At 59.8% G+C, this 20,018-nt stretch carries 26 protein-coding genes, 1 tRNA gene and 2 riboswitches; of the genes, 12 read left to right on the forward strand and 15 right to left on the reverse strand.

The features are described from left to right. Window positions 1-37 precede the first annotated feature (37 nt). A riboswitch (cobalamin riboswitch) is annotated at window positions 38-235 on the reverse strand. A 28-nt stretch (window positions 236-263) separates the two neighbouring features. From GYA95_RS06375 to nhaR, 3 genes are all read right to left on the reverse strand, one after another. Continuing rightward, entirely contained in the window at window positions 264-1,430 is a 1,167-nt protein-coding gene (locus GYA95_RS06375) for a DUF1624 domain-containing protein (RefSeq protein ID WP_015269778.1), read from the reverse strand. Between the two features lie 290 nt (window positions 1,431-1,720). Continuing rightward, the gene (locus GYA95_RS06380; protein ID WP_015269779.1) at window positions 1,721-3,847 is read right to left on the reverse strand and encodes a TonB-dependent receptor; all 2,127 of its coding nucleotides are present in this window, start codon (window positions 3,845-3,847) and stop codon (window positions 1,721-1,723) included. A 109-nt stretch (window positions 3,848-3,956) separates the two neighbouring features. Then, a riboswitch (cobalamin riboswitch) is annotated at window positions 3,957-4,164 on the reverse strand. A gap of 34 nt (window positions 4,165-4,198) precedes the next feature. Beyond that, complete coding sequence (gene nhaR / locus GYA95_RS06385) at window positions 4,199-5,092, reverse strand: transcriptional activator NhaR (RefSeq protein ID WP_015269780.1); 894 nt, start codon at window positions 5,090-5,092, stop codon at window positions 4,199-4,201. A 134-nt stretch (window positions 5,093-5,226) separates the two neighbouring features. Here nhaR and GYA95_RS06390 point away from each other — a divergent pair, with 134 nt between their 5' ends. Both GYA95_RS06390 and GYA95_RS06395 read left to right on the forward strand, forming a co-directional pair. After that, entirely contained in the window at window positions 5,227-5,466 is a 240-nt protein-coding gene (locus GYA95_RS06390; RefSeq protein WP_015269781.1) for a hypothetical protein, read from the forward strand. A gap of 29 nt (window positions 5,467-5,495) precedes the next feature. Then, complete coding sequence (locus GYA95_RS06395) at window positions 5,496-6,248, forward strand: TerC family protein (RefSeq protein WP_003260907.1); 753 nt, start codon at window positions 5,496-5,498, stop codon at window positions 6,246-6,248. A 132-nt stretch (window positions 6,249-6,380) separates the two neighbouring features. On the opposite strand, the gene GYA95_RS27585 is transcribed toward GYA95_RS06395, so the two are convergent. Further along, on the reverse strand, window positions 6,381-6,557 hold the full coding sequence (locus tag GYA95_RS27585; protein ID WP_015269782.1) for a hypothetical protein: 177 nt from the start codon (window positions 6,555-6,557) through the stop codon (window positions 6,381-6,383). 165 nt (window positions 6,558-6,722) lie between these two features. Between GYA95_RS27585 and GYA95_RS06400 the strand changes: the two genes are divergently transcribed. Further along, entirely contained in the window at window positions 6,723-7,457 is a 735-nt protein-coding gene (locus GYA95_RS06400; protein WP_013971993.1) for a peptidase C39 family protein, read from the forward strand. Between the two features lie 111 nt (window positions 7,458-7,568). Here GYA95_RS06400 and GYA95_RS06405 read toward each other — a convergent pair whose 3' ends face one another. Continuing rightward, window positions 7,569-8,852, reverse strand: a complete 1,284-nt coding sequence (locus GYA95_RS06405; RefSeq protein WP_013971994.1) for an NAD(P)/FAD-dependent oxidoreductase — start codon at window positions 8,850-8,852, stop codon at window positions 7,569-7,571. A 203-nt stretch (window positions 8,853-9,055) separates the two neighbouring features. Between GYA95_RS06405 and GYA95_RS06410 the strand changes: the two genes are divergently transcribed. The 3 genes from GYA95_RS06410 to GYA95_RS06420 all read left to right on the forward strand — a co-directional run bounded on the left by GYA95_RS06410 (window position 9,056) and on the right by GYA95_RS06420 (window position 10,919). Then, window positions 9,056-9,132 (forward strand) — tRNA-Val (locus GYA95_RS06410). A 247-nt stretch (window positions 9,133-9,379) separates the two neighbouring features. Then, window positions 9,380-10,315, forward strand: a complete 936-nt coding sequence (locus GYA95_RS06415) for a hypothetical protein (protein ID WP_024086680.1) — start codon at window positions 9,380-9,382, stop codon at window positions 10,313-10,315. Beyond that, window positions 10,284-10,919, forward strand: coding sequence for a hypothetical protein (locus tag GYA95_RS06420; RefSeq protein ID WP_161551337.1), 636 nt, complete (start codon window positions 10,284-10,286; stop codon window positions 10,917-10,919). Before GYA95_RS06415 ends, GYA95_RS06420 begins: the two co-directional genes overlap by 32 nt. Window positions 10,920-10,926: 7 nt before the next feature. Here GYA95_RS06420 and GYA95_RS06425 read toward each other — a convergent pair whose 3' ends face one another. From GYA95_RS06425 to GYA95_RS06460, 9 genes are all read right to left on the reverse strand, one after another. Continuing rightward, window positions 10,927-12,063, reverse strand: a complete 1,137-nt coding sequence (locus GYA95_RS06425) for a tyrosine-type recombinase/integrase (protein WP_024086682.1) — start codon at window positions 12,061-12,063, stop codon at window positions 10,927-10,929. Window position 12,064: 1 nt separating this feature from the next. Further along, the gene (locus GYA95_RS06430; protein ID WP_024086683.1) at window positions 12,065-12,295 is read right to left on the reverse strand and encodes a hypothetical protein; all 231 of its coding nucleotides are present in this window, start codon (window positions 12,293-12,295) and stop codon (window positions 12,065-12,067) included. Window positions 12,296-12,304: 9 nt separating this feature from the next. Then, window positions 12,305-13,030: an ead/Ea22-like family protein gene (locus GYA95_RS06435; protein WP_161551338.1), complete on the reverse strand. Its 726-nt coding sequence runs from the start codon at window positions 13,028-13,030 to the stop codon at window positions 12,305-12,307. Then, complete coding sequence (locus tag GYA95_RS06440) at window positions 13,027-13,557, reverse strand: hypothetical protein (protein WP_161551339.1); 531 nt, start codon at window positions 13,555-13,557, stop codon at window positions 13,027-13,029. Before GYA95_RS06440 ends, GYA95_RS06435 begins: the two co-directional genes overlap by 4 nt. Further along, window positions 13,554-14,288, reverse strand: coding sequence for a hypothetical protein (locus GYA95_RS06445; RefSeq protein WP_161551340.1), 735 nt, complete (start codon window positions 14,286-14,288; stop codon window positions 13,554-13,556). Before GYA95_RS06445 ends, GYA95_RS06440 begins: the two co-directional genes overlap by 4 nt. Beyond that, entirely contained in the window at window positions 14,285-14,974 is a 690-nt protein-coding gene (locus GYA95_RS06450) for a hypothetical protein (RefSeq protein ID WP_161551341.1), read from the reverse strand. The genes GYA95_RS06445 and GYA95_RS06450 overlap by 4 nt, the downstream gene beginning before the upstream one ends. Further along, complete coding sequence (locus GYA95_RS27590; protein ID WP_170303996.1) at window positions 14,968-15,114, reverse strand: hypothetical protein; 147 nt, start codon at window positions 15,112-15,114, stop codon at window positions 14,968-14,970. The genes GYA95_RS06450 and GYA95_RS27590 overlap by 7 nt, the downstream gene beginning before the upstream one ends. After that, window positions 15,111-15,506 (reverse strand): carbon storage regulator, encoded by a 396-nt coding sequence (locus GYA95_RS06455; RefSeq protein WP_015271453.1) that lies wholly within the window; start codon window positions 15,504-15,506, stop codon window positions 15,111-15,113. Before GYA95_RS06455 ends, GYA95_RS27590 begins: the two co-directional genes overlap by 4 nt. A 90-nt stretch (window positions 15,507-15,596) precedes the next feature. Continuing rightward, window positions 15,597-15,977, reverse strand: coding sequence for a LuxR C-terminal-related transcriptional regulator (locus GYA95_RS06460; RefSeq protein ID WP_110677970.1), 381 nt, complete (start codon window positions 15,975-15,977; stop codon window positions 15,597-15,599). Window positions 15,978-16,133: 156 nt separating this feature from the next. On the opposite strand from GYA95_RS06460, the gene GYA95_RS06465 reads away from it, so the two are divergent. Next, the gene (locus GYA95_RS06465; RefSeq protein WP_161551342.1) at window positions 16,134-16,451 is read left to right on the forward strand and encodes a DUF1654 domain-containing protein; all 318 of its coding nucleotides are present in this window, start codon (window positions 16,134-16,136) and stop codon (window positions 16,449-16,451) included. Window positions 16,452-16,487: 36 nt separating this feature from the next. On the opposite strand, the gene GYA95_RS06470 is transcribed toward GYA95_RS06465, so the two are convergent. After that, a complete protein-coding gene (locus tag GYA95_RS06470; protein WP_161551343.1) occupies window positions 16,488-17,318 on the reverse strand; it encodes an XRE family transcriptional regulator in 831 nt (276 codons plus the stop codon). Window positions 17,319-17,409: 91 nt separating this feature from the next. On the opposite strand from GYA95_RS06470, the gene GYA95_RS06475 reads away from it, so the two are divergent. From GYA95_RS06475 to GYA95_RS27595, 5 genes are all read left to right on the forward strand, one after another. Beyond that, the gene (locus tag GYA95_RS06475; protein ID WP_161551344.1) at window positions 17,410-17,709 is read left to right on the forward strand and encodes a Cro/CI family transcriptional regulator; all 300 of its coding nucleotides are present in this window, start codon (window positions 17,410-17,412) and stop codon (window positions 17,707-17,709) included. Between the two features lie 446 nt (window positions 17,710-18,155). Next, the gene (locus tag GYA95_RS06480) at window positions 18,156-18,479 is read left to right on the forward strand and encodes a hypothetical protein (RefSeq protein WP_161551345.1); all 324 of its coding nucleotides are present in this window, start codon (window positions 18,156-18,158) and stop codon (window positions 18,477-18,479) included. Next, on the forward strand, window positions 18,473-18,769 hold the full coding sequence (locus tag GYA95_RS06485) for a hypothetical protein (protein ID WP_161551346.1): 297 nt from the start codon (window positions 18,473-18,475) through the stop codon (window positions 18,767-18,769). The genes GYA95_RS06480 and GYA95_RS06485 overlap by 7 nt, the downstream gene beginning before the upstream one ends. Further along, the gene (locus tag GYA95_RS06490) at window positions 18,766-19,494 is read left to right on the forward strand and encodes a Rha family transcriptional regulator (RefSeq protein WP_161551347.1); all 729 of its coding nucleotides are present in this window, start codon (window positions 18,766-18,768) and stop codon (window positions 19,492-19,494) included. The genes GYA95_RS06485 and GYA95_RS06490 overlap by 4 nt, the downstream gene beginning before the upstream one ends. Further along, window positions 19,491-20,015, forward strand: a complete 525-nt coding sequence (locus GYA95_RS27595) for a hypothetical protein (RefSeq protein WP_170303993.1) — start codon at window positions 19,491-19,493, stop codon at window positions 20,013-20,015. The genes GYA95_RS06490 and GYA95_RS27595 overlap by 4 nt, the downstream gene beginning before the upstream one ends. The last annotated feature ends 3 nt before the right edge of the window (window positions 20,016-20,018 follow it).

Here is a 20,018-nt window from a genome sequence, read left to right on the forward strand (position 1 = left end):
GGGGCAACACTGATGGCCAATCCCGGACACCCCGCCGGTTGGTGAATGTGGGCCGGCAGGTCTCCTGACTGGTGCGTCATGGCCTGGCTCCGGCCTTCCCGGGTTCGTGGCCCAGTGGCATTGATGGAGCAGGCTCGGCACCTACAGTTGCGGGGGCAGTTCCGTTTGGCCCGAATTGGCGGGCCTGGGATTCCCTATTGATTCCGTGGTGGAAACCGGCGGCCGGCATGGTAGACCATCGTGCCGCCGGGTGAAAACGCTTTTCAGAAGTACTTCAGCCAGGTGATGTCGCGCCGCCGCGCCTTCAGGCGGGCGAACCAGCGCACCGGCAGGTACAGCGAAACTGCCAGCAGCACTGCCCCCAGCCACACCGCGGCGATGCCATCGAAGCCGAAGTAGTCACCATGGTTGCGGCCGAACAGCGCCACGCTGGCCAGGTACAGCAGCTTCAGCACATACAGGTGCAGCAGGTAGAAGAACATCGGTGCCGCGCCGAACACCGCCAGGGCACTGATCCAGCGGGCCTGGCCGGCGCGTTCGAAGGCGCGCAGCAACAGCAGGCCACAGCCCAGGGTCAGGGCCAGGAACAGCAGCGATGGCGGGTACTTGGTGATGTTGAAGAAGCTCATCAGGGTTTGCGTGACGGTCGGGTAAACGCTCCACGGCGCCTCGCCGTAGCCGTTGACCAGGCGCAGCACGACAAAGCCCAGCAGCGCGATCAGCCCGGCCAGCAGCAGGCGATGCTGACGCTGGCCGGCCTCGCTGGCACGGGCGAACCAAGGGCCCAGGCCGTAGCCCAGGGCGATGACCCCGATCCACGGCAGCACCGGGTAGGAGGTGCGCAGGCGCAGGTTTTCGGAGAACTCCAGCCAGCCCCGGTCATGCAGGATCGCCCATGGCACGTGCAGGGCGGATTCGACGCCGAAGTGCAGGCCATCGAGCAGGTTGTGGCCGGCGATGATGATTGCGCCCACCGCGATCAGGGCGGCACGTGGCAACCACACCAGCAACGACAGGGCGATCATGCTCACGCCGATGGCCCAGATCACTTGCAGGTAGATGACGCTGGGCGGCAGCTGGAAGGTCCAGGCGAAGTTGACCAGGGTGAACTCCAGCACCACCAGGAACAGACCACGCTTGAACAGGAACGCCGAGACATCGCCGCGGCCCTGGTGTTTCTCGCCGTACAGCCAGGCTGAAAGGCCGGTCAGCAAGACGAACACCGGCGCGCACAGGTGGGCCAGGGTGCGGCTGAAGAACAGCGTGGGCTCGGTGGTATCAATGGCCATCGGGTCACTGACCTGGCGGTGCAGGAAGTAGGTTTCACGAACGTGGTCCAGGAGCATGAACAGGATTACCAGGCCGCGCAGGGCGTCGATGCTCTGCAGGCGCTGGGTGACCAGGGTGGGGTTGGCGCTGGCGCTTGTCATGGGAGGTCGCTGATAGGAATGGATGTCAACTGAAACGTTATCTTATAACTATTTGTTCGGCGTCGGGTAGTGGTTTCTGTGTTGAGCGATCTCTTCGCGGCTACCCAGCGGACCTGTAGGAGCAGCCTTGTGCTGCGAAGGGGGCGGCATGACAGAAGCTTTTCTGTGGCAGTTATGGCCTCTTCGCAGCACAAGGCTGCTCCTACAAAGGTTTCTCATCGGGCCTGAGGGCAGCGGTACTCCTGTGGGAGCGGGCAAGCCCGCGAAGAGGCCGGTGCAGGCAGTTCAGATCAGAAGCTGTAATCCACCGTCGCAAAGTACGACCGTGGCATCCCCATCAGCCACTGCTGGCCACTGAACGCCGACTGCACATACTCACGGTCGAACAGGTTGTTCAACTGCAACCCCAGCCGCACATCCGGCAACACCTGCCAGCCGATGTCGGCATCGACCACGGTGTAGCCGGGGGCGCTCTGGGTGTTGGCGGTATTGGCATAGCGCTCGTCCACATAACGCGCGCCAATGCCGGCCTCCAGCCGCTGGCCGAAGCCTTTGCTCAGCCACAGGTTGGCGGTACGCCGCGGGACATTGGCCGGGCGATTGCCCGCACGATCCTGCGCCACACCGCCGACCATTTCGTCGAAGTCGTCGTACCTTGCGCGCACGATCGCCGCGTTGGCCGACACCTGCCACTGGTGCGCCAGCGCCAGTTCCAGGGTTGCCTCCAGGCCGTCGGACGTCTGCTGGCCAGCCTGTTGCTTCTCGTGGGTGACCGGGTCATCCACCAGCAGCTTCTTCTTGACGATGTGGTAGGCCGCCAATGTCCATTCGCCACGCCCTTCCCAGAAGCGCTGCTTCAGGCCCACTTCGGTCTGCCTGGCCTCGGTCAGGTCGTAGTGCATCTGGTTGGCGCTGAGGCTGATGAGGTTGTCGACCCCATCCTCGCTGGTGGAGTACTGGCCATACAGCGACAGGTCGTCGCTGACCGCGAACACCAGCCCGGCACGCCAGTTGCCGCCTTGCAGGCTGCGGTCGCTGCGGCTGTCGGTGGTCAGTTTTTCCTGGTCGATGTGGTTCTGGTCGCGGCGCACGCCGGTGACCAGCGACAGGCGATCGCTCAACTGCAGGCGGTTTTCGGCAAACAGGGCAAAGGTGTGGGTGGTAGAGAGCGTTTGCGGGCGCAGAGGCGAGGCGCTGTGGAACCAACCCGGTTGTGGCTGCCAAGGCTCGACGTAGTCACCGCCCACATCGTTGTAGGGCGCGTTGCTGTCGACGTTGAAGCGGACCTTGTTGTACTCGGCGCCGACCACGGTCTTGCTGGCCAGGCCAAACAGCCTGTGGTCGAGGGTGAAGGCCTGTCGGTCGCCGAACTGTTCCTGGTTGTGCTTGATCTGCAGATAGCTGCCGCGCAGCAGCTGCTGGCGCCCGGCATCCCAGCTGTATTCCTCGGCATTGCGCCAGTGACGGCGGCTCTTGATGTAGTAAAGCTGGTTGCTGGCGCTGAGGTGGTCGTTCAACGTCCAGTCGGTATTCAGGCGGGTCCATTCATCGACGTAGTGCTGCACGTCGTCCTGCACGTTGTAGTTCTTCTTGCGCAGGCTGCTGCGGTAGTGGCCGTCGATCAGCGGGGTGCCGTAGTAGTTGGCAGGCTGCGCATCGCCACGGTCGTGAGCGAGGGTGAAGCTGAGGTCGTCGCTGGCATCGAAGCGCAGCGCGGCGCTCAGCGCCAGGCTGCGTGACGGGGTGCGGTCGACCCAACCGTTACCGGTTTGCTGGTTCAGGGCCAGGCGGTAGCTCAGGCGCTCACCGAGGCTGCCGCCGCTGTCCAGGCCGAGCTGCTGGCGGTCCCACGAACCGTAGCCCAGGCGCAGGTGGTTGCGTACCTCGCCGGCAAACGGCTTTTTCGGGATCACGTTGACCACCGCCCCGGTGGCGCCTTCGCCATACAGCACCGAAGCCGGGCCGCGAATGACATCGATGCGCTCGACCATCCACGGGTCGACCGGGAACGTCTGGGTGCCGGCACCGGTGTACAGGCGTGCGCCGTCGAACAAGGTCATCACCGAGCCGTGCCCGGTAAAGCCGCGGGCGGACAGCCCCGTGCCGCCGTCGCCCGGGGAGCCGATGTAGCTGATGCCCGCTGAGCGGCTCACCGCGTCCTGCACGGTGAGGTTGTTGCGCTGCTGGATCTGCTCGGCGCTGATGCTGCTGGTGCTGGCCGGTGTCTCCAGGGCGCTGAGGCCCAGGCGCGAACCAGCCTGGGTCGGTGTGGCCAGGTCGATGGCGTGGCTGTCGAGCGTGTCGGTGATGGCCGTGGAAGGCAGGGCCAGTGGTTGTCGCTCGAGGTCATCGGCCAGGGCCGGCAGGGAAACGGCCAGGCAGGCCGCCAGGGGGGGAAGCTTGAAAATACGGGACATGTCGTTCCACTACTGCAGGAATGAATGGATCCCGGTGGAAAACACGCAAAGGCGCACCGTGCACGCAGGCGCACGCACGGATACCGGCCTGCGCCCGCCCACCGCGGGTTGCCAAGTGAAGCTCCAGGCCGGTCTCCGGGCTTGCGAGGGGCATGAAACCTTCACCTTCCCATGCAAGTGCACAGTGGTATCTCGAAGGGTTCGCTCGCTTACCGTTGCGGGGGCAGCGCCGGACTTGTCGTGGGCAACACGACGCACCGGCTTCCCGTTTCACCCTGCGCGCGGCGGCGCAGGGCACCTGAAACTGGCGGGCATATGACCATTGAAACGCGGGGGCGTCAATTCTGCCTGCTACCAGTGAAACAACTCTCGTCGTGCCCCCTCGGTAATCGCCACGATCCCCGGGTGCTTGACCTTGCGCTCCACCGAAATGGCATAGAACGACTCGTGCACCGCCTCGGTCTGCCCGATAAGCTCCACGCCATATTGGCGGCACACTTCCTCGGCGATCACGCTGGGCGCGACGAAGATGCCGCTGCCCGACTGCCCGAATGCCTGCATCAAGGCACTGTCATCGAACTCGCCCACGATTCGTGGCTGCACCTGCTGCTCACCCAGCCAGCGCAGCAGGCGGCTGCGTACCACGGTTTCCTGCCCGGGGATAAGCAATGGCGCATCCTGCAGGCAGGCGGGGAAGGGGCCTTCCAGGCGTTGTGCCAGCGCCGGGGTGGCGAAGAAGCTCAACCCACACTCGCCCAGTTTCTGGCTATAACCCTTGATGTCCAGGTGGCTGGGCATGGGGCTGTCAGAAATCACCAGGTCCAGGCGCTGGATCGCCAGGTCGGCGAGCAGCCGTTCGAGCTTGTCTTCGCGGCAGTTGATACGCAGCACGTCGTCCAGCTCCATGGTCGGTGCCAGCAGGCGGTAGACGATGGACTTGGGCACCACGTCCGCCACACCCACGCGGAACAGGATCTGCTCCTGCGGGCCGGCCCGCAGCATGGCCTCCAGTTCGCTTCCCAGCTGGAACATCTGCTCGGCATAGATCAGCGTCTGGCGCCCGGTTTCGGTCAGTTCCAGCTGGCGCCCCACGCGCTGGAACAACTCCAGGCCATAGGTCTGCTCGAACAGGCTGATCTGACCGCTGATGGTTTGCGGGGTCAGGTTCAACTGTTCGCTGGCGCGGGCGATGCTGCCGGTCTTGGCCACGGCCCAGAAGTAGTGCAACTGCCGATAGTTGAGCATCGGTATCGTTCCGGATTCGTAAAAACCGAAGTATAACCGCTGAAAATACGAATTTTCCGGATGTGTTGCGCTCTTTAGAATGCGACTCCATCAGGCGCCGTGTGCGCCGCCGGAACATGAAAAGCGAGGAACCCATGCTGCAACTAAAATCCATCGGCACGCCGCTGGTGCTGGCCTTGGCCCTGTTCACCCTGGCCGGTTGCGAGCAGGCCGAGAAATCCGCCCAGCAGATGCTCGACCAGGCCGCACAGTCGGCCAAGCAGGCCATCGACGACACCAACAAGGCCGCACAGCAGGCGTTGAGCGAGGCCATCGGCAGCGAAGGGCAAAAGCCCAAGGACGCCGACAACAAAGAAGACACCCAGGAAATCTGACCCCCAACCGCTGCTGCAGGATTTGAACAATGGAATACTTGCTGGAACTCGTCGCTAGCCCTACCGCCTGGGTTGCCCTGGCTACGCTGGTGGCCATGGAAGTCGTGCTGGGCATCGACAACCTGATTTTCATCTCCATCCTGACCAACAAGCTGCCGGTGGAGTACCGCTCCAAGGCGCGCCGTATCGGTATCAGCATGGCCCTGGTCATGCGCCTGGCCTTGCTCAGCACGGTGGCCTGGATCGTCCAGCTGACGGACCCGGTGTTTGAAGTATTCGGCAATGCCTTCTCCTGGAAGGACGTGATCCTGATTGCCGGTGGCCTGTTCCTGCTGTGGAAGGCGACCAAGGAAATCCACGAGAACGTCGACCCGCACGGGGCCAAGGAAGAAGCCAAGGTGTCGTCGACGGTTACCCTGGGCTTTGCCGCGGCGATCTTCCAGATCCTGCTGCTGGACATCGTCTTCTCGGTCGACAGCATCATCACCGCCGTGGGCATGACCGAGCACCTGCCTATCATGATCATTGCCGTTATCACTGCCGTGATCGTCATGATGGTGGCCGCCGACCCGTTGGCCAACTTCATCAACGACAACCCGACCGTGGTGATGCTGGCCCTGGGCTTCCTGATCATGATCGGCATGACGCTGATCGCCGAAGGTTTCGGCGCCCATGTACCGAAAGGCTATGTGTACGCGGCCATGGCCTTCTCGACGGCAATCGAGATCCTCAACATCCTGGCCCGTCGGGCGCGGTTGAAGCGTGAGGCGGCTGAAGGTTGATGTAAAAAATGCGGGGCGCTCGCGCCCCATTCGCGGGCTTGCCCGCTCCCACAGGTGCCGCGTCAGCCAGATAGCTACGCGGCCCCAGTGGGAGCGGGCAAGCCCGCGAATGGGGGTAGGGAAAATCTGTAGTCAGTGCACCCCGGCATGCCGCCGCGACCGGCGCACAGGCTGTGGCTTGGCGGGGGCCTGCGGTGGCAGGTGGTGGTGGGAATGACGCCGCACGATACGCAGTACACCCCATAGCATGGCGGCTGCAACGCTCAGCCACATGCCAACCAGCATGAGGATTGCCATGGTCAGGCTCATCTGTGCCTCCATCTCTACGGGCCGCGCTCGGTCGCCGACGCTGGCCTTCCAGACACTGCTTTAGTCTAGTCTTTCGCCTGTGACGTTCCATTGACCAAAGGTCTATTGCTTGGTCCGATTTGCTCCTAAGCGGTGTCGGACTATACCCGCGCCGCTGTCCGACCTATGATCGGTGGCCAGAGCCGGGCGCTGCCTGCCCGGCGTTGGAGCAAGCGAGTGTCCATGCAGCAACCTTCCTTCAAGACCATCCCTCGTCGGCTGCTGGCTGCCTGCCTGGTTGCAGCCAGCCTGGCCGGTTGCGCCAGCGCACCCTCCGGCAACCTCAAGGGCCTGCCGCAGCGGGTCGAGATCAGCAGCGTGCCGTTCTACCGTGGCAACGCCAACCACAGCGGGGCCATGGCATTGGCGGCGGTGCTGTCGCAACAGGGGGCTCCGATCACGCCGGGGCTGCTGGACAAGCCGCTGAACCTGCCGCAGGGCGCCGAGGCCCTGGACACCGGCATCCCCCGGGTGGCGCGCGACTACGGCATGGTGGTGTATCCGCTGGACAAGCAGTTGGACGCGCTGTTGACCCAGGTGGCGGCGGGCAACCCGGTGCTGCTGCGTTACGAGGATGGTTCGGCCTGGTGGAGCGAGCCACGCTACGCCGTGCTGATCGGCTACGACCGCTACAAGCAGCGGGTGCTGTTGCGCTCGGGCATGCACCGGCGGCAGTTGATGGCGTTCGATGACTTTGCCTCGGCGTGGGCGAAGCTTGGGAGCTGGGCGGTGCTGGTGCAGCCACCTCGGCAGCTGCCAGCCCAGGTGGACCGCCAGCGCTGGTTGCAGGCTGCCGATGAACTGGCCCGGGCGGGGCAGGAGATTGCGGCGAAGCAGGCTGTGAGTAGCCTGAACAAATAGCTTTGTCTGTACCGGCCCTTTCGCGGGCACGCCCGCTCCCACAGGGACCGTGCAACCAGCACAAATCCTGTAGGAGCGGGCGTGCCCGCGAAGAGGCCAAGCCTGCCTACATCAGAAGCCCAGGCGATCGCGCAGGCTGTAGTACCAGGCCCCAATGGCGCTGAACGGCACGCGCAGCATCTGGCCACCCGGGAACGGGTAGTGCGGCAGGCCGGCGAAGGCGTCGAAACGCTCGGCCTGGCCACGCATGGCCTCGGCCAGCACCTTGCCCGCCAGGTGGGTGTAGGTCACGCCGTGACCCGAGCAGCCCTGGGAGTAGTAGATATTGTCGCCGATACGGCCAACCTGTGGCAGACGCGACAGGGTCAGCAGGAAGTTGCCGGTCCAGGCGTAGTCGATCTTTACGTTTTTCAGTTGCGGGAAGGCCTTGAGCATCTTCGGACGGATGATCGCCTCGATGTTGGCCGGGTCACGCGCGCCGTACACCACGCCACCACCGAAGATCAGGCGCTTGTCGCTGGTCAGGCGGTAGTAGTCGAGCAGGTAGTTGCAATCCTCGACGCAGTAGTCCTGCGGCAGCAGGGTGCGCGCCAGTTCGTCGCCCAGCGGTTCGGTGGTGATCACCTGGGTGCCGCATGGCATGGACTTGCTGGCCAGCTCCGGCACCAGGTTGCCCAGGTAGGCGTTGCCGGCGACGATGATGAACTTGGCGCGGACCTTGCCCTGCGGGGTGTGCACCACCGGGTTGGCGCCGCGCTCGATGCGTACGGCCGGGGTTTGCTCATAGATGATGCCGCCCAGCGACTCGACCGCAGCGGCTTCGCCCAGGGCCAGGTTCAGCGGGTGGATGTGGCCGCCGCTCATGTCCAGCATGCCGCCCACATAGTTGTCGCAGGCGACCACTTCGCGGATGCGCTTCTGGTCCATCAGCTCCAGCTGGTTGTGGCCGAAGCGTTCCCACAGGCGCTTTTGCGACTCCAGGTGGCCCATCTGCTTGCTGGTGAGGGCAGCGAACACGCCACCGTCCTTCAGGTCGCACTGGATGTTGTACTTGGCCACGCGCTCACGAATGATGCGCCCGCCTTCGAAGGCCATGTGGCCCAGCAGTTGGGCCTGCTTGGGGCCGACGGTGCGCTCGATGACGTCGATGTCGCGGCTGTAGCTGTTGACGATCTGGCCGCCGTTGCGGCCCGATGCGCCGAAGCCGACCTTGGCTGCTTCGACGATGCTCACCTTGAAGCCGTTCTCCAGCAGGAACAGGGCGCTGGACAGACCGGTGTAGCCGGCGCCGATGATGCACACATCGGTTTCCACCTCACCCTGCAGCGCCGGACGTGGCGGCACCGGGTTGGCCGAGGCGGCGTAGTAGGACTGGGGGTAGGGGGTGTTAGCCATGCTGCAGGAACCTCGTGTTTTATATTTTTAACGAATGTACCGATGCTATCAATAATAATAAACACCCGCTAGTCGTCCGTTGAAAATCCTTTACTCGGTCCCCGCCAGCGCACTTTTCTATAAAGAGTTTAAGATTCAGTAGGTTAGCGCGAAAAAAAGTGTTGACAGGGTTTTTGGAATGGGTAGAATGCGCACCACACGACAGGCACATAGCTCAGTTGGTTAGAGCACCACCTTGACATGGTGGGGGTCGTTGGTTCGAGTCCAATTGTGCCTACCAAACGAAAGCCCAGGTTTCCGGGCACTTGAAGGGCGATCCGAGAGGGTCGCCCTTTTTGCTTTTGCAAAACTTTTGCAAAATATTTGCAAAACCACCCACCCACCCACCCACCCACCTGTCATCGTCGGTGGCCAGACAGAAGGCGTGTGGCGATTTCAGTGATGGCCCATTGGAATCATGCGCGTGGTGTTGTAATGTACGCGCGCCCAGCTAATCTGTTACGTGTGCAACAGGGATGTGAGTCAAGATGTATATAGTAAAAAATTATGGTTTTTCATTTTCTACTGATAATAGCTACATTGATTTCAAAGATTTTTTTCAGTCGATAGTTGGCCAAAATCTCTCTTTCCCGATGAGTTCTGGAAATAATAGAGAGGTTATTCTGGACTCTGATAGTGCTTTTTTTTACGGCGTTGTTATTACTATAAAGAATCAGCGTCAATACGCGTCTTTGGTTAGCGGTAAAAATGGCCTGTCTGTGAAGATAACCAGTCTGGCACAATTGGAAAAGATAGCAGAATTCAATTTTTTTATAATCAATAAAAAGAATGGATTTGGCCTGTATCAGCACCACTTTGGTGCCTGTACTCTTCCGAACTTTGCATCGATGATGACGTCAATGTACCGGAGGGGGCTGATTTTCGAGAAGGAAAAGCAGTTAAAGGCTCTTGGTGATAACGCGCCGAAAAAGCAGGTGGCCGCGATTAATAGCAAGTTCTTCCACGGCCTGCAGTTTCAAATGCTCGTTCAGGAGCGCGACATTGAAAAAGTGCTAGATGCTTACAAAGATATTCGCTCATTTAAATATGAGGTGGCCTCGGTCGAATCGCATCTTAATGACGCAGTGCCTCTTCAAGGCCTGGTAACTAAGTCCGTTCATCAAGTAAGGTTTGATGCTGGGGTGGACAAGTCGCGTATTATCCAGGGCATTAGCTTGATGATGCCGATGGTGCGAGAGAGAACAGCTAGAGTTGAAGTTTTGGACGACGAAGATGAACCTTTGTCGTTGAAAATCATGAACATCCCTGTAAATTATGGTGAAATTGACTATAATTCCTATATGCTTGGGCTAGGTGGTTTTCAGCTTGATAACTTGAAAGGATGCGCTTTATTCAAGTCTCTCAAGCACAAAATCGAAAAGGAATATTCGCATGTCTTCTCGAAAACTGTCGCTAAATCATAATAAGGAAATTGGCATAGCTCTCGTAGCCATGCTGATAACCGTAACAATGTATATCGGTGCAGTCTGTGTTGCGTCAACTCCGCACCATGCTGTCGATTTTTTGTTGGTGGAGGCGGGCACCACAGCAAAAATATTTGAGTTTTATTCCTCTAATTTAAGGGCAAGCTTTTTTACTGGCTTTTTGGCCCTTGGTGGTTTTTTGATGTCCGCGAAAACTTTTATCATTGTTAATATGAAGAAAGAGGTTTTCGATACCGCGGGCTACGAAAAGGAGTGGAGAGATAGTTATAAGCTGTCTGGTCCAGGGAAGTCAGTGCCATTGTTCTATCCGTTGCGCAGATTGAGCAATATCCTTTTCTACACTATCTCGTGCAGCTTTATCACCTCGGTTTCACAGCTTACTTTGGGTCTTTTTTCTACGATTTTTACAACTTTTGTATGTATTTTCTTTGTGGTCGTCACCCTGCTATTTCTCACGCTTACGTTGTTCTTGATCAAGAAGAATCTTGCAACGATGTTTAATCATTTGGATCAGGTTGCTCTTCAGAAGGCTGAGAAAGCTTTAGAAGAAGAAGCTTCGCAAGCGTCGAGTAAAGACGGCTAACCAATTCCTATAGCATCAGATTCGCCTCTACAACCACATACTCGATCCCTTTCTCAACGTGGCCATCTTGATATCGCTCTGTCATTTCAGGTGTTGCGTGGCCCATCAGCGCCTGAACGTATTCCGTAGGGAATTTCTGCTGCTCGTAAAGCCAGGCGCCCAGGGCCCGGATCTCATGGAAAGTTGGGCGCTCTTCGAAGTCTAGGTGGTCGTAGGCCTTCGCGGCGTCCCTGGCCTTCCTGAAACTCTTGGACAGATAATCCGGGGTAACCGCCGTCCAGTGTTCTTTCGCCTCGATCTGGTCCTGACGGCGCGCCTTCGGGCGGTAATGGATCAGAAGGGGTGAAATGATCGGCGACCGAAAGCACTCGTTCACCGTCTCGCGCAGTGCCTTGCCCATGATGATCTGCAGGTGGATCGGCGTGTCGTAGTTGTCGGTCTTGCCGGGGGATACCTTGATGGTGTTCTTGATCAGGTCAACCGCCGACTTCTTCCAGGTCACGATGTCTTCACGGCGCTGCAGGCTGGTAAGCCCCAATCGAATGGCGCGCTTTAGCCAGCCCGGGGTTGTATCGGCGTCGAGGATCTTCTGTACGCCCTCCAGAGTATGGCGCTGGCGCTTCTTCTTGGCTTCCTTCTTCAGCAGGGTCATGTCGGCGGCGTTGCGCTCCACTATGCCTTTGGCGATAGCGAAGGTCAGCAGGCTTACCAGCAGGGCGCGGTGCTTCGTGTAGGCATTGTTGCTGAACTGGTCCAGGTATTCCGCTGCCGCCAACACGTCGAACTGCCCCACCAGCATGTGTCCGATGTCCGTCCGGTACCGCTTGAGCTTGTAGCCGATCTCGTCCAGCGACGAACGCGCATAGCCGCGCTCGGGCAGCCATTCTGTTTCGAAACGATCGATCAGGGCGCTGATAGTCGGCAGGCGGTCCCCGGTGATGGTCGCCAGCATCTCGCCGTTGTCGGTCATCAGGAACGCCAGCTTGGCATTGGCGGCTTTGGCCAGGCGCACCGCCTCGTCATAGGGCTTATTGATGCTGGTCATCTTCCCCGTGATCGGGTTCTTGTACCGCCAATACTTCCCGTTGGCGTACAGGTTGGGCGGAAGCGTCTTGTTCTTCGGGCTGCGAGGGCGCGGTGCCATTTCAAATTTCCAACATCTGGGCCAGGAGCGGGTCCGTGGATCCGATCACGGCGGCCTGTAGGTCGACGAAGTACATGCCGCCGCGGACCTCGCCCGCCAGCTCTCCGTCATCAATCCATTTCTTGAGCTGCTGCAAGCTCGGCTTACCGCCGGCGTAGCGCAGTTTCCGATACTCGCCCACCTCCATGAGCCTAGGCAGGTTGGCGGTGATCTGAGCTATGACTTTAGCCATGGCTGTACCTCAGTCGTTACTTTGGTCCGACGCCTGACGCGTCAGGTTTTGGTTGTCACGCTGAACTGTCACGGCAGCGATAAGTGCATCGCAGCGTTTCACGATTTCGTCCAGCGTCTGCTGGCGCTGGGGGCGATAATTGGCCATGTACTGGCGGTGCTGCTCGGCTTCCTCTGCCGCGCTGTCCCGCAGGTCTTCGAACAGGTCCAAGTCGCAGATCACCTTGCCGGCTAGCTCATCGCGGTAGGCGATTAAGTCGGCTGGTCGGCGCCGGTCGCGCTGGGCATTCACCGCCCGAAGCACTGCGTGAACGGCGGAACCGATCCGGGCCTTTTGTACTTCTGAGAGCTGCTTGGGCGGAATGTCGGCGTAGTTGCTGACCTTATGCAGCTCATCGCATGCAATCTGGAAATCAGCAGAGTACAGATGCCCCTCGGCGCTCTTGGCGCGTTGGCGCCAGTAGGCAGCACGGTCATGCAGCGCATCAATCTCCGAAAGCAGGGCGAGGATATTTGCCGGGTTTGCGCCAGCGATGAAAGCTGCATTGCCTCGGCACTCGTCATCCGTTTTAACTCGGCAGTTGGCGAAGGCCTCGGCGATCATCCCGCTGTTCTCATGCGCCACGTAGGCGTACAGGAGGTGGCCGTGCTCATTGATGTATTCGCCTTCCGTGACCCACTGGCCAGGTGTGGCGCGTTGGGCCAGCGCCTTCAGCTTTGCTTTATCGATGGTCATGCCCGCTCTCCCATAGCCTGCTTCATCAGCGCGTACGTTTTCGGTGCGCGGCTACCCTTGCACCAGTCCAGGCCGACCTCATCAAGGAAGCACTGGCTGATTTCCTCCCAGTGGCTGGCCAGTCCTGCCCAATCCTTCCCGTGGCAGACCATCTCGCCCATACGGGGCTTCCACTCAGGGATCAATTCAAGGAGCTTGATGCAGCGGTTCAGGTCGTCTGGATCGAGCGGATAGTCGAAGTAGCCGTTCTTCGGCGTCAGTCCCAGCATGTGGTCGTGAATAGCTCGCGACGACATGCCTACCTCGCCGTCACGCACCCACGCAGCGGCACGCTGCTCGACGGTCTTGTCAGCGCCCGGCATGGTGGTGTCGTAGCCAAGTGGACAGCCGGCCCTTTCCAAGGCGTCGACGCAAGCCTGCTCGAAAGCCCTCTGGCTGACCCGGCCTTGGATCAGGTCGTTCATGGTCGGCGTGATGGCGTCCAGCTGGCGCTGGTTCAGTTTGTGTTCGCGCAGCACAATGCTCATGCCCGACCTCCTGCCAATTCTGCCAGCTCAGCCACCAGCGCCTCAGTGCGCCCGTAGAACTTCCCGGCATCCTCATTCACGAACCGCTCGAGCACGGTGGCCACAGCCTGCTGGTTGGCCAGGCCGCGCAGATCCGCCTCGGTGAGTGGCGTGTCTGTCGATGGCGCGTGCACGAAAGCCTCCTGGCTGATCAGCAGGGTGCGAACCGGGCGGATGCCCTTGCACTTGCTCACCCAGTTCGTGTCAGGCACGCACCAGGGCAACATGTGCAGGTACCACGCAGTAGCCGCGTTCGACTTCTGACTGCTGGTCCAGTACTCGCTGAGGCCGAACGCCTGGGCCGCGCCCCTGACTGTGTACGACCCGTCGTGCCCCCATTCTGGAAGCTGCAAGAGATTGCAGCGAAGCACCTGCAGCTCCTCGATGGACGGGATATGCCAGCCCCAGGCGCCACGGATGTTCATGCCCAGCACCTTGCGGGCAATAGCGCTGCCCTCGGCGGCCATGGCCTGGGTGTTGGCCATTCCGTCAAAGCGTGACGTGGCGCCACGGATGCGTGGGCGCGGGCCTTCCTCCTGCCACCAGTGTGCGGCGACTTCAAAGTCCCGGCCTGCATCGATAACCGCGTGCTCGGCGCCGTCGAAGAACAGGCGCCCGGCGAAGAAGCCACCACCAAGCGGCTGGCCAACGGCGGGGAGGGCGGCGGGGTTGATTGAACGACGCTTGGTCATTTTGCAATCCTCGGTTTGCCCGTAACTACTCGACTGCCCTCGGCGTCATGCACCGTCACCGTTGGCGAATTCCTCACCATGGAGCCGTCGGGCATTTGGGTGTAGGTAGGGATGCCGTAGAACGGTCCGTCAGGTGCAAACGGATCGGGCAGGGCGCCGGGGTTGTCCAGCAGCATCTGCTCGAACTGGCGCATGCAGGCGTTGAACAGAGGGCCGTCCTTGAAGTCACGCTCTTTGCGGCCCGACTTGGTGCTGGCGCTGTCTTCCAGGCCGGCCACGAACACGACCCCGGAGAGTGTGCCTTTGGCCTCGGCGGCGTACTCGGCAGCTTCAGCCCGGTGTACCGGGTTGACCGCCAGAACATCGAGGATCACGTCCAGCCCATGCACGACGGTCAAGTAGTCGTCGGCACGCAGGAGCCAGTCCGCGATTGCCAGGAAGTTCTTCCTGCGCCAGACGCGCCGAGCGTCACTTTGCGCCTCAAGCTCTTTCACCTTGTTGGCAGTGAATGGCAGGCCCGCCTTCGCTGCCTTTATCTGCGCGGCGTAGTAGGTGTGATCGTGTTCGCGTTGGGAGCACAGGTGCCGCGTAAAACGCCGAGCAATGATCAGCGAGATCAGAGGTTCGACGTTGCCGCGATTGGCTAGCTCCGCCAGCCGGCGGGCGTGCTCGGACTTCATCAGCATGGGAACCCCCGGAAGTGATCGGCCAGAACCTGGCGCCCGTCCAGGCCGCAAGCGGCAGACAAGTCCAGCACTTGGCCAAAGGTGGTTTGACGCTGCTGCAGGGCATCCCACAGCAGCAAGAGCAGGCAGGCCTGGCTCATGGCTGCTGATCCTGTACCACCTGCTGCTGCAAGGCCTCCAGGCGCAGGGCGGTGTCGATCTCCTGATCCAGCTCTTCGCCGGAGAGCCAGTTATCGCCGCGCACTACCAGCAGGTCTTCGTCAGGATCTTCGATGCGCTCGCGGTCACGCAGCCAGCGGTAACGGCGCGCATCTGCCGCCAGCTTGACGTGCTCGTCGATGCTGAACGCTGGCGCTTCCTCGACGGTACCTTCAGCCACGCGGCGGGCGTGGATCTCTTCGCGGTCAACGATCACCCCGCGCGGGGCCTCAATCCCCAGGCGAACCTGGCAGCCGTTAACCTGGGCCACACTGACCCGGATGTTGCCGCCGATGATGACGGCCTTGCCGATGTTCCGGCTGAGCATAAGCATGTGAATCTCCTTATTTCGGGCAAGCCGGTGGCCTGCCGCGTTTGTTGGCTTTCGCAAAAATCAGGGTTGGATCAGGTCAGGCCAGCAGCGTCACGCCACCGCCAAGGCACACTCAGCGCGCCGAGTTGCTACACGGGTTTCAATCTTGCGTTCGCCTTGACGGCGTACGCGTGTGAATTCGTCAGTGCTGGATACGGAATGTCCAACCAACACAGCGCAGATAGTTACGACCATCGGGGAAATCAGGCCTCTTCGCATTGCTTCTGCCACGAGCTGTGCACGCTTGATCACACCGAGTTTGGTGCTGGCCGCAAGCAGGCGCTTGTCGATGGTGTCCTTGGCTACACCGAGCTCACGGGCTGCTTCTTTGCTTGTCATCCCGCATGCCACAGCCATAACGCACTGAAGCTCGCGCTCCGCCAGGCCCAGCCCAAGGCTGCCAGTCCAGTTACCGAAAGTCAGTGCGTTCATTTTTTCGCTCCGTGCGGGTGAGTTGATGTGGCGAATAATGGTTTGCCTTTATTTGCCTGTCAACAGGTATGCCTTTATTTTTTAGCAGCACTTCCCTAGGACGGTATCGCTTGGGTACCCTTTTCTGTATGGATATACAGTAACTAGGAGATGGTTGTGGCCAAGCAAAAAAAACAAGCGGCAGAGCAGCGCACAGAGATGACAGGCATGGAGCGCTTGGTCTTGAGGGTTTCTTCGATGATCAACCATCCAATAGCTCAGACCCAGAGGTGGGTCACAATTCACCAGCTTGATACTGATAGCGATCAGAATTGGGAGGAGGTCATGAGCATGATTGCTGAAACCCCAGGGATAGAAATGACCTTCAGCGATGATGGAAGCGTGACGCTTCAGTGGGAGGCCGATGAAGAGCAGACCTCCACCTTGGCGATGGATGGGGCAGAATCCGAAGAGGAGGTCGCCGCCCCGTTTTAAGGGCGGCAATTGCGCGCTGTGCCCTCGCTCGGCGCGCTACAGAAGGTTGCCATTCCAGACGTATAGGACCTTTGCCTGGATGTAGGTCTCTTCTTTGCGGATCATCCGATCCTTATGCTTAGGGTTGTCGGAGATCATCTCGTAATGCTCATCGTCCGCGACTTGGAGGCGCTTGATGTACTCATGCCCACCCCAAGAGATGAAATACACTCCATCGCCGTTGAAGTCGCGTACAGTCACGTCGACAATTAATGGATCGCGATCCTTGATTGTTGGAGCCATTGATTGACCCCAGCCAGTGACGAGCTTCAGGTGATGTGGCTCTTTGAAATCAAGCCCCAGTTCACGTAGGTGGCTCAAGCTGACGCGAACGTCTCTGAGCATCTCCGGGTAGTCGTGCGTTACTTGGCCTCCACCCATTGCTCCTCGCACGTCATAGTGTGCAATTCGGATCATATCGCCAGCGGAGCCACGAGTAGCACCCACCTTTGCAGAGCCGTCGCCAGGGTGTGAATCGGTCTCTTCGGCAGCTTGGAGTAGACGATTGCGCGCCTCTTCCGACAGGCCCGAGCCCGTTTTTGCCAGCATCTGCCTGACCATGTCAGCAGCCGAGAGCTTCTGTATCTGCTCACCGACGAGAGCGTAGCCAGGCTCGGTTGGGGCGGGAATGCTACCCACGCCCTCCGCCAACCATAGCGCATCAACCCCGCAGATCTGGGCGATCTTTACCAGGTGGCTACTGGATCGGGAGAGCCCTCTCTCGATTTCCGAGATTGAGGCTTGCGCGATGCCAGCCTTTTCGGCCAGCTCGGTCTGGGTAAGCCCTTTCAGGCGGCGGGCGTGTTTGAGTCGATCTTTGAGTTCCATAACGCACCAATCTAATGGTTAGCCTTTTTCCTTGCAAAAAGGTATGCCTCTAAAATACAGTAAAGGCATACCTCTATTTGGCGTTACGCCCATGAATGAAATCTTCAATGACCTGGTCAAGTTTTTTGGCGGCCAGGTGGCAACAGCGAAAGCGCTCGGCGTGACGCAAGGCACTGTCAGCGGCTGGGTGCGCGGCGTTCATGGCTGCTCTGCTGATATGGCCCTAATCATTCAGGCCAAAACTCATGGTCGTTTCGCCGCTTCAAGCATTCGTCCCTCGCTGGCGGAATCGCTCCCGACCTTGGATCAAAAGGTACCAGCCAAGAGCCATCAAGCGCAGACCAACGAATCTGCTGTGAATTCATCCAGTACAGCACGGGCGAGCTTATGAGCGCCTGCGCTGCTCAGTTTTTGTTGTCTGGCTGACTTTTCAGTAGGCAACAAAAAACCCGCTTGCCGGCGGGTTCTTTAAATCCGGTCCCTTGCCGGGGACCTTCTTGAATCTTCGTCACTTGGAGACGATCTCATGCACCCGAAAAATAACACTACGGATTCCAGCGCGCAAGGGAGCGTGCTTGGCAGTCTGCTCGTAACCCGAGTATCAGAATTCAATCCAGTCAGCGGTGGCAGTCTGTTTGCCGTAGTCGAAGGTGTCAGCTGTGGTGACGCTATGAATGTGGCCAGTGCGAGTCTGTCCTCGGCTGAGGCTCTACTCGGCGACCTAGTTGCCGACGGTGACAGCGTGCATCAGGCCTATGCAATTCGGGCCCTGGTGCGCGAGGCCAAAGCGTTGATCGACTCGAGCGTAATTTCGGTTGAACTAGCGGAAGGTGTGCGATGAAAAACACACCTCAAACCGTTGATCATCCATTCTCCGTGCAAGGCCTGCATGATGTTCTGCAAGCCGCAGGAGGTATACCAGTTCACGAATCTCTTGACGCAGCAATCGATCGACTTCAAGTGGCAATTGGTGGCGTTCGCGAGCTGATTCAAATCTCTTCGGTATCGAACCAAGCGACCCTGGTTTTCTTCGCGGCAGAAAGTGCCTTAGCGCTGGTTATCGCCGCGCATGCTGGAGTTGCCCCGCAGAATGAAGTTGTACAACGCGCGCCACATAAACCTGCTTCGCCAGTTCGTGGCGCGGGAGGTGCAGCATGCTAATTGCGCGAACCGAATTGGTGCCGATGGCGGTTGCCGGCGAGATAGTGCAGGACGTGACCCTCACGGCAGCGGACATTGCGCGCTTCAACGAAGCGCGTGAGTCATTCAAGTTGATCAAGGCCTTGTATTGGGCGCACGTCGTGCCTTCGCTCGGCGGATTCGATAATCCAGTAGCCGGCGAACTTGAGCGTCTGTTCGAGCGCGTCGTTTTCGACACGCGAAACTTTATGTGGCCTCACCGCAACGCGGCTGCCTTCCATGAAGCGAAGGATGTGGGAGGTGCTCCATGAGCCTGATCACCTCCGAAGCGATCACCATGTCCTCGCAGGAGATTGCTGACCTTGTCGGCTCCCGGCATGACAGCGTGAAGCGCACCATAGAAAGACTCGCCGAGAAGAGCACTATTTCCCAGCCACCGTTGGTGGCTGGACCGCGCTCTGGCAATGGAGTTGTGGTGCAAGAGTACCTGGTGAACAAGCGCGATAGCTTCGTCGTCGTAGCCCAACTCTCCCCAGAGTTCACGGCAGCCCTTGTCGATCGCTGGCAGGAACTGGAGCAGCAAGTCGCACGCCCGATGACCCAGGCGGAGCTGATCGCGGCCAGTGCAAACCACCTGGTGGCGATCGAGCGCAAGCAGGCGGAGCAGCAGCAGGCTCTGGCGCAGGTAGAAGACCGTACCAGCCGGCTGGAGCAGGTCCGCTATCTCGACTCCGTGCCCAGCGGTTTCGAGACCATCACCACGATCCGCGACCGTATCAACAATCGCCATGGTCTGCCGGCCTGGGTGGTAAACGCAGTGATGCGTGAGGTTTCGGGCGCTCCGCTGCCGTTCGCCATGGTGCGCAGCCGCCATTCCGAAGAAGGGGGGCAGCCGTTCGCGATCTGGCCCAAGCCTGCCATTACGCGCCGATTTGACCAGTTCGTGGAGCAATGTGCGTACGTCACACCCGAGCGTGCAACCCACCCCGAGATCCCACAAGGGCGATTCAAGATCAACCCGAGGGCGCCGCAATGACCGACAACGTGATCCCTCTGTTTGGCCGGAAGCCAACTGATCCGGTGGTGATCAACGAGGCGTACTTCGAACCACTGACCAACGATCAGCTCGCTTACCGGGCCTGGAACCATTGCGACCTGGCAGAGGAAATTTTCTTCTCGGATGAGGCAGAGCAAGACTCCCTGCGCGAAGCCAAGTTTGAAGTGCTCATGGCTCAGTGGGCTTTGCGGGTGCTGGTTCGGCGACTAACCGGACTCCCGGCACTTGAGCTTCGGGAGCAGGTGAATCAGGCGTTCCTTGATCGGCTTGCCAACGATCCGGACGGGCTGACTTCAGCGACTGAGCAAGGCTCTGGCGAATCCTTGGTGATGCTCCCGTGGCCCAGCTACGCCGGGGCTCGCCATTTGCCTGAACGCGAGCGGTGGGTGGTTTACAGCACAGCCAAAGCATATCGGGCCGCATTGGAAGAGCAGGGTATCGCCATGGCTGAACCCTACGACCAGTTTGTCCAGCGGATCACCGCTGAGTTGGAGATCTGAACC

The sequence above is a fragment of the Pseudomonas asiatica genome (genome assembly GCF_009932335.1).
Taxonomy (GTDB): Bacteria; Pseudomonadota; Gammaproteobacteria; order Pseudomonadales; family Pseudomonadaceae; genus Aquipseudomonas; species Aquipseudomonas asiatica.

Coding starts and splice junctions, on each gene's coding strand:
- GYA95_RS27590 (WP_170303996.1), bottom strand. CDS start 15,114: ATGAGCCAGGCCTGCCTGCTCTTGCTGCTGTGGGATGCCCTGCAGCAG.
- GYA95_RS06420 (WP_161551337.1), top strand. CDS start 10,284: ATGTCTTCTCGAAAACTGTCGCTAAATCATAATAAGGAAATTGGCATA.
- GYA95_RS06455 (WP_015271453.1), bottom strand. CDS start 15,506: ATGCTTATGCTCAGCCGGAACATCGGCAAGGCCGTCATCATCGGCGGC.
- nhaR (WP_015269780.1), bottom strand. CDS start 5,092: ATGCTCAACTATCGGCAGTTGCACTACTTCTGGGCCGTGGCCAAGACC.
- GYA95_RS06400 (WP_013971993.1), top strand. CDS start 6,723: ATGATCGGTGGCCAGAGCCGGGCGCTGCCTGCCCGGCGTTGGAGCAAG.
- GYA95_RS06450 (WP_161551341.1), bottom strand. CDS start 14,974: ATGCTGATGAAGTCCGAGCACGCCCGCCGGCTGGCGGAGCTAGCCAAT.
- GYA95_RS06390 (WP_015269781.1), top strand. CDS start 5,227: ATGCTGCAACTAAAATCCATCGGCACGCCGCTGGTGCTGGCCTTGGCC.
- GYA95_RS06375 (WP_015269778.1), bottom strand. CDS start 1,430: ATGACAAGCGCCAGCGCCAACCCCACCCTGGTCACCCAGCGCCTGCAG.
- GYA95_RS06380 (WP_015269779.1), bottom strand. CDS start 3,847: ATGTCCCGTATTTTCAAGCTTCCCCCCCTGGCGGCCTGCCTGGCCGTT.
- GYA95_RS06440 (WP_161551339.1), bottom strand. CDS start 13,557: ATGAGCATTGTGCTGCGCGAACACAAACTGAACCAGCGCCAGCTGGAC.
- GYA95_RS06405 (WP_013971994.1), bottom strand. CDS start 8,852: ATGGCTAACACCCCCTACCCCCAGTCCTACTACGCCGCCTCGGCCAAC.
- GYA95_RS06460 (WP_110677970.1), bottom strand. CDS start 15,977: ATGAACGCACTGACTTTCGGTAACTGGACTGGCAGCCTTGGGCTGGGC.
- GYA95_RS06475 (WP_161551344.1), top strand. CDS start 17,410: ATGAATGAAATCTTCAATGACCTGGTCAAGTTTTTTGGCGGCCAGGTG.
- GYA95_RS06430 (WP_024086683.1), bottom strand. CDS start 12,295: ATGGCTAAAGTCATAGCTCAGATCACCGCCAACCTGCCTAGGCTCATG.
- GYA95_RS06435 (WP_161551338.1), bottom strand. CDS start 13,030: ATGACCATCGATAAAGCAAAGCTGAAGGCGCTGGCCCAACGCGCCACA.
- GYA95_RS06490 (WP_161551347.1), top strand. CDS start 18,766: ATGAGCCTGATCACCTCCGAAGCGATCACCATGTCCTCGCAGGAGATT.
- GYA95_RS06415 (WP_024086680.1), top strand. CDS start 9,380: ATGTATATAGTAAAAAATTATGGTTTTTCATTTTCTACTGATAATAGC.
- GYA95_RS06395 (WP_003260907.1), top strand. CDS start 5,496: ATGGAATACTTGCTGGAACTCGTCGCTAGCCCTACCGCCTGGGTTGCC.
- GYA95_RS06445 (WP_161551340.1), bottom strand. CDS start 14,288: ATGACCAAGCGTCGTTCAATCAACCCCGCCGCCCTCCCCGCCGTTGGC.
- GYA95_RS27595 (WP_170303993.1), top strand. CDS start 19,491: ATGACCGACAACGTGATCCCTCTGTTTGGCCGGAAGCCAACTGATCCG.
- GYA95_RS06470 (WP_161551343.1), bottom strand. CDS start 17,318: ATGGAACTCAAAGATCGACTCAAACACGCCCGCCGCCTGAAAGGGCTT.
- GYA95_RS06425 (WP_024086682.1), bottom strand. CDS start 12,063: ATGGCACCGCGCCCTCGCAGCCCGAAGAACAAGACGCTTCCGCCCAAC.
- GYA95_RS27585 (WP_015269782.1), bottom strand. CDS start 6,557: ATGAGCCTGACCATGGCAATCCTCATGCTGGTTGGCATGTGGCTGAGC.
- GYA95_RS06485 (WP_161551346.1), top strand. CDS start 18,473: ATGCTAATTGCGCGAACCGAATTGGTGCCGATGGCGGTTGCCGGCGAG.
- GYA95_RS06480 (WP_161551345.1), top strand. CDS start 18,156: ATGAAAAACACACCTCAAACCGTTGATCATCCATTCTCCGTGCAAGGC.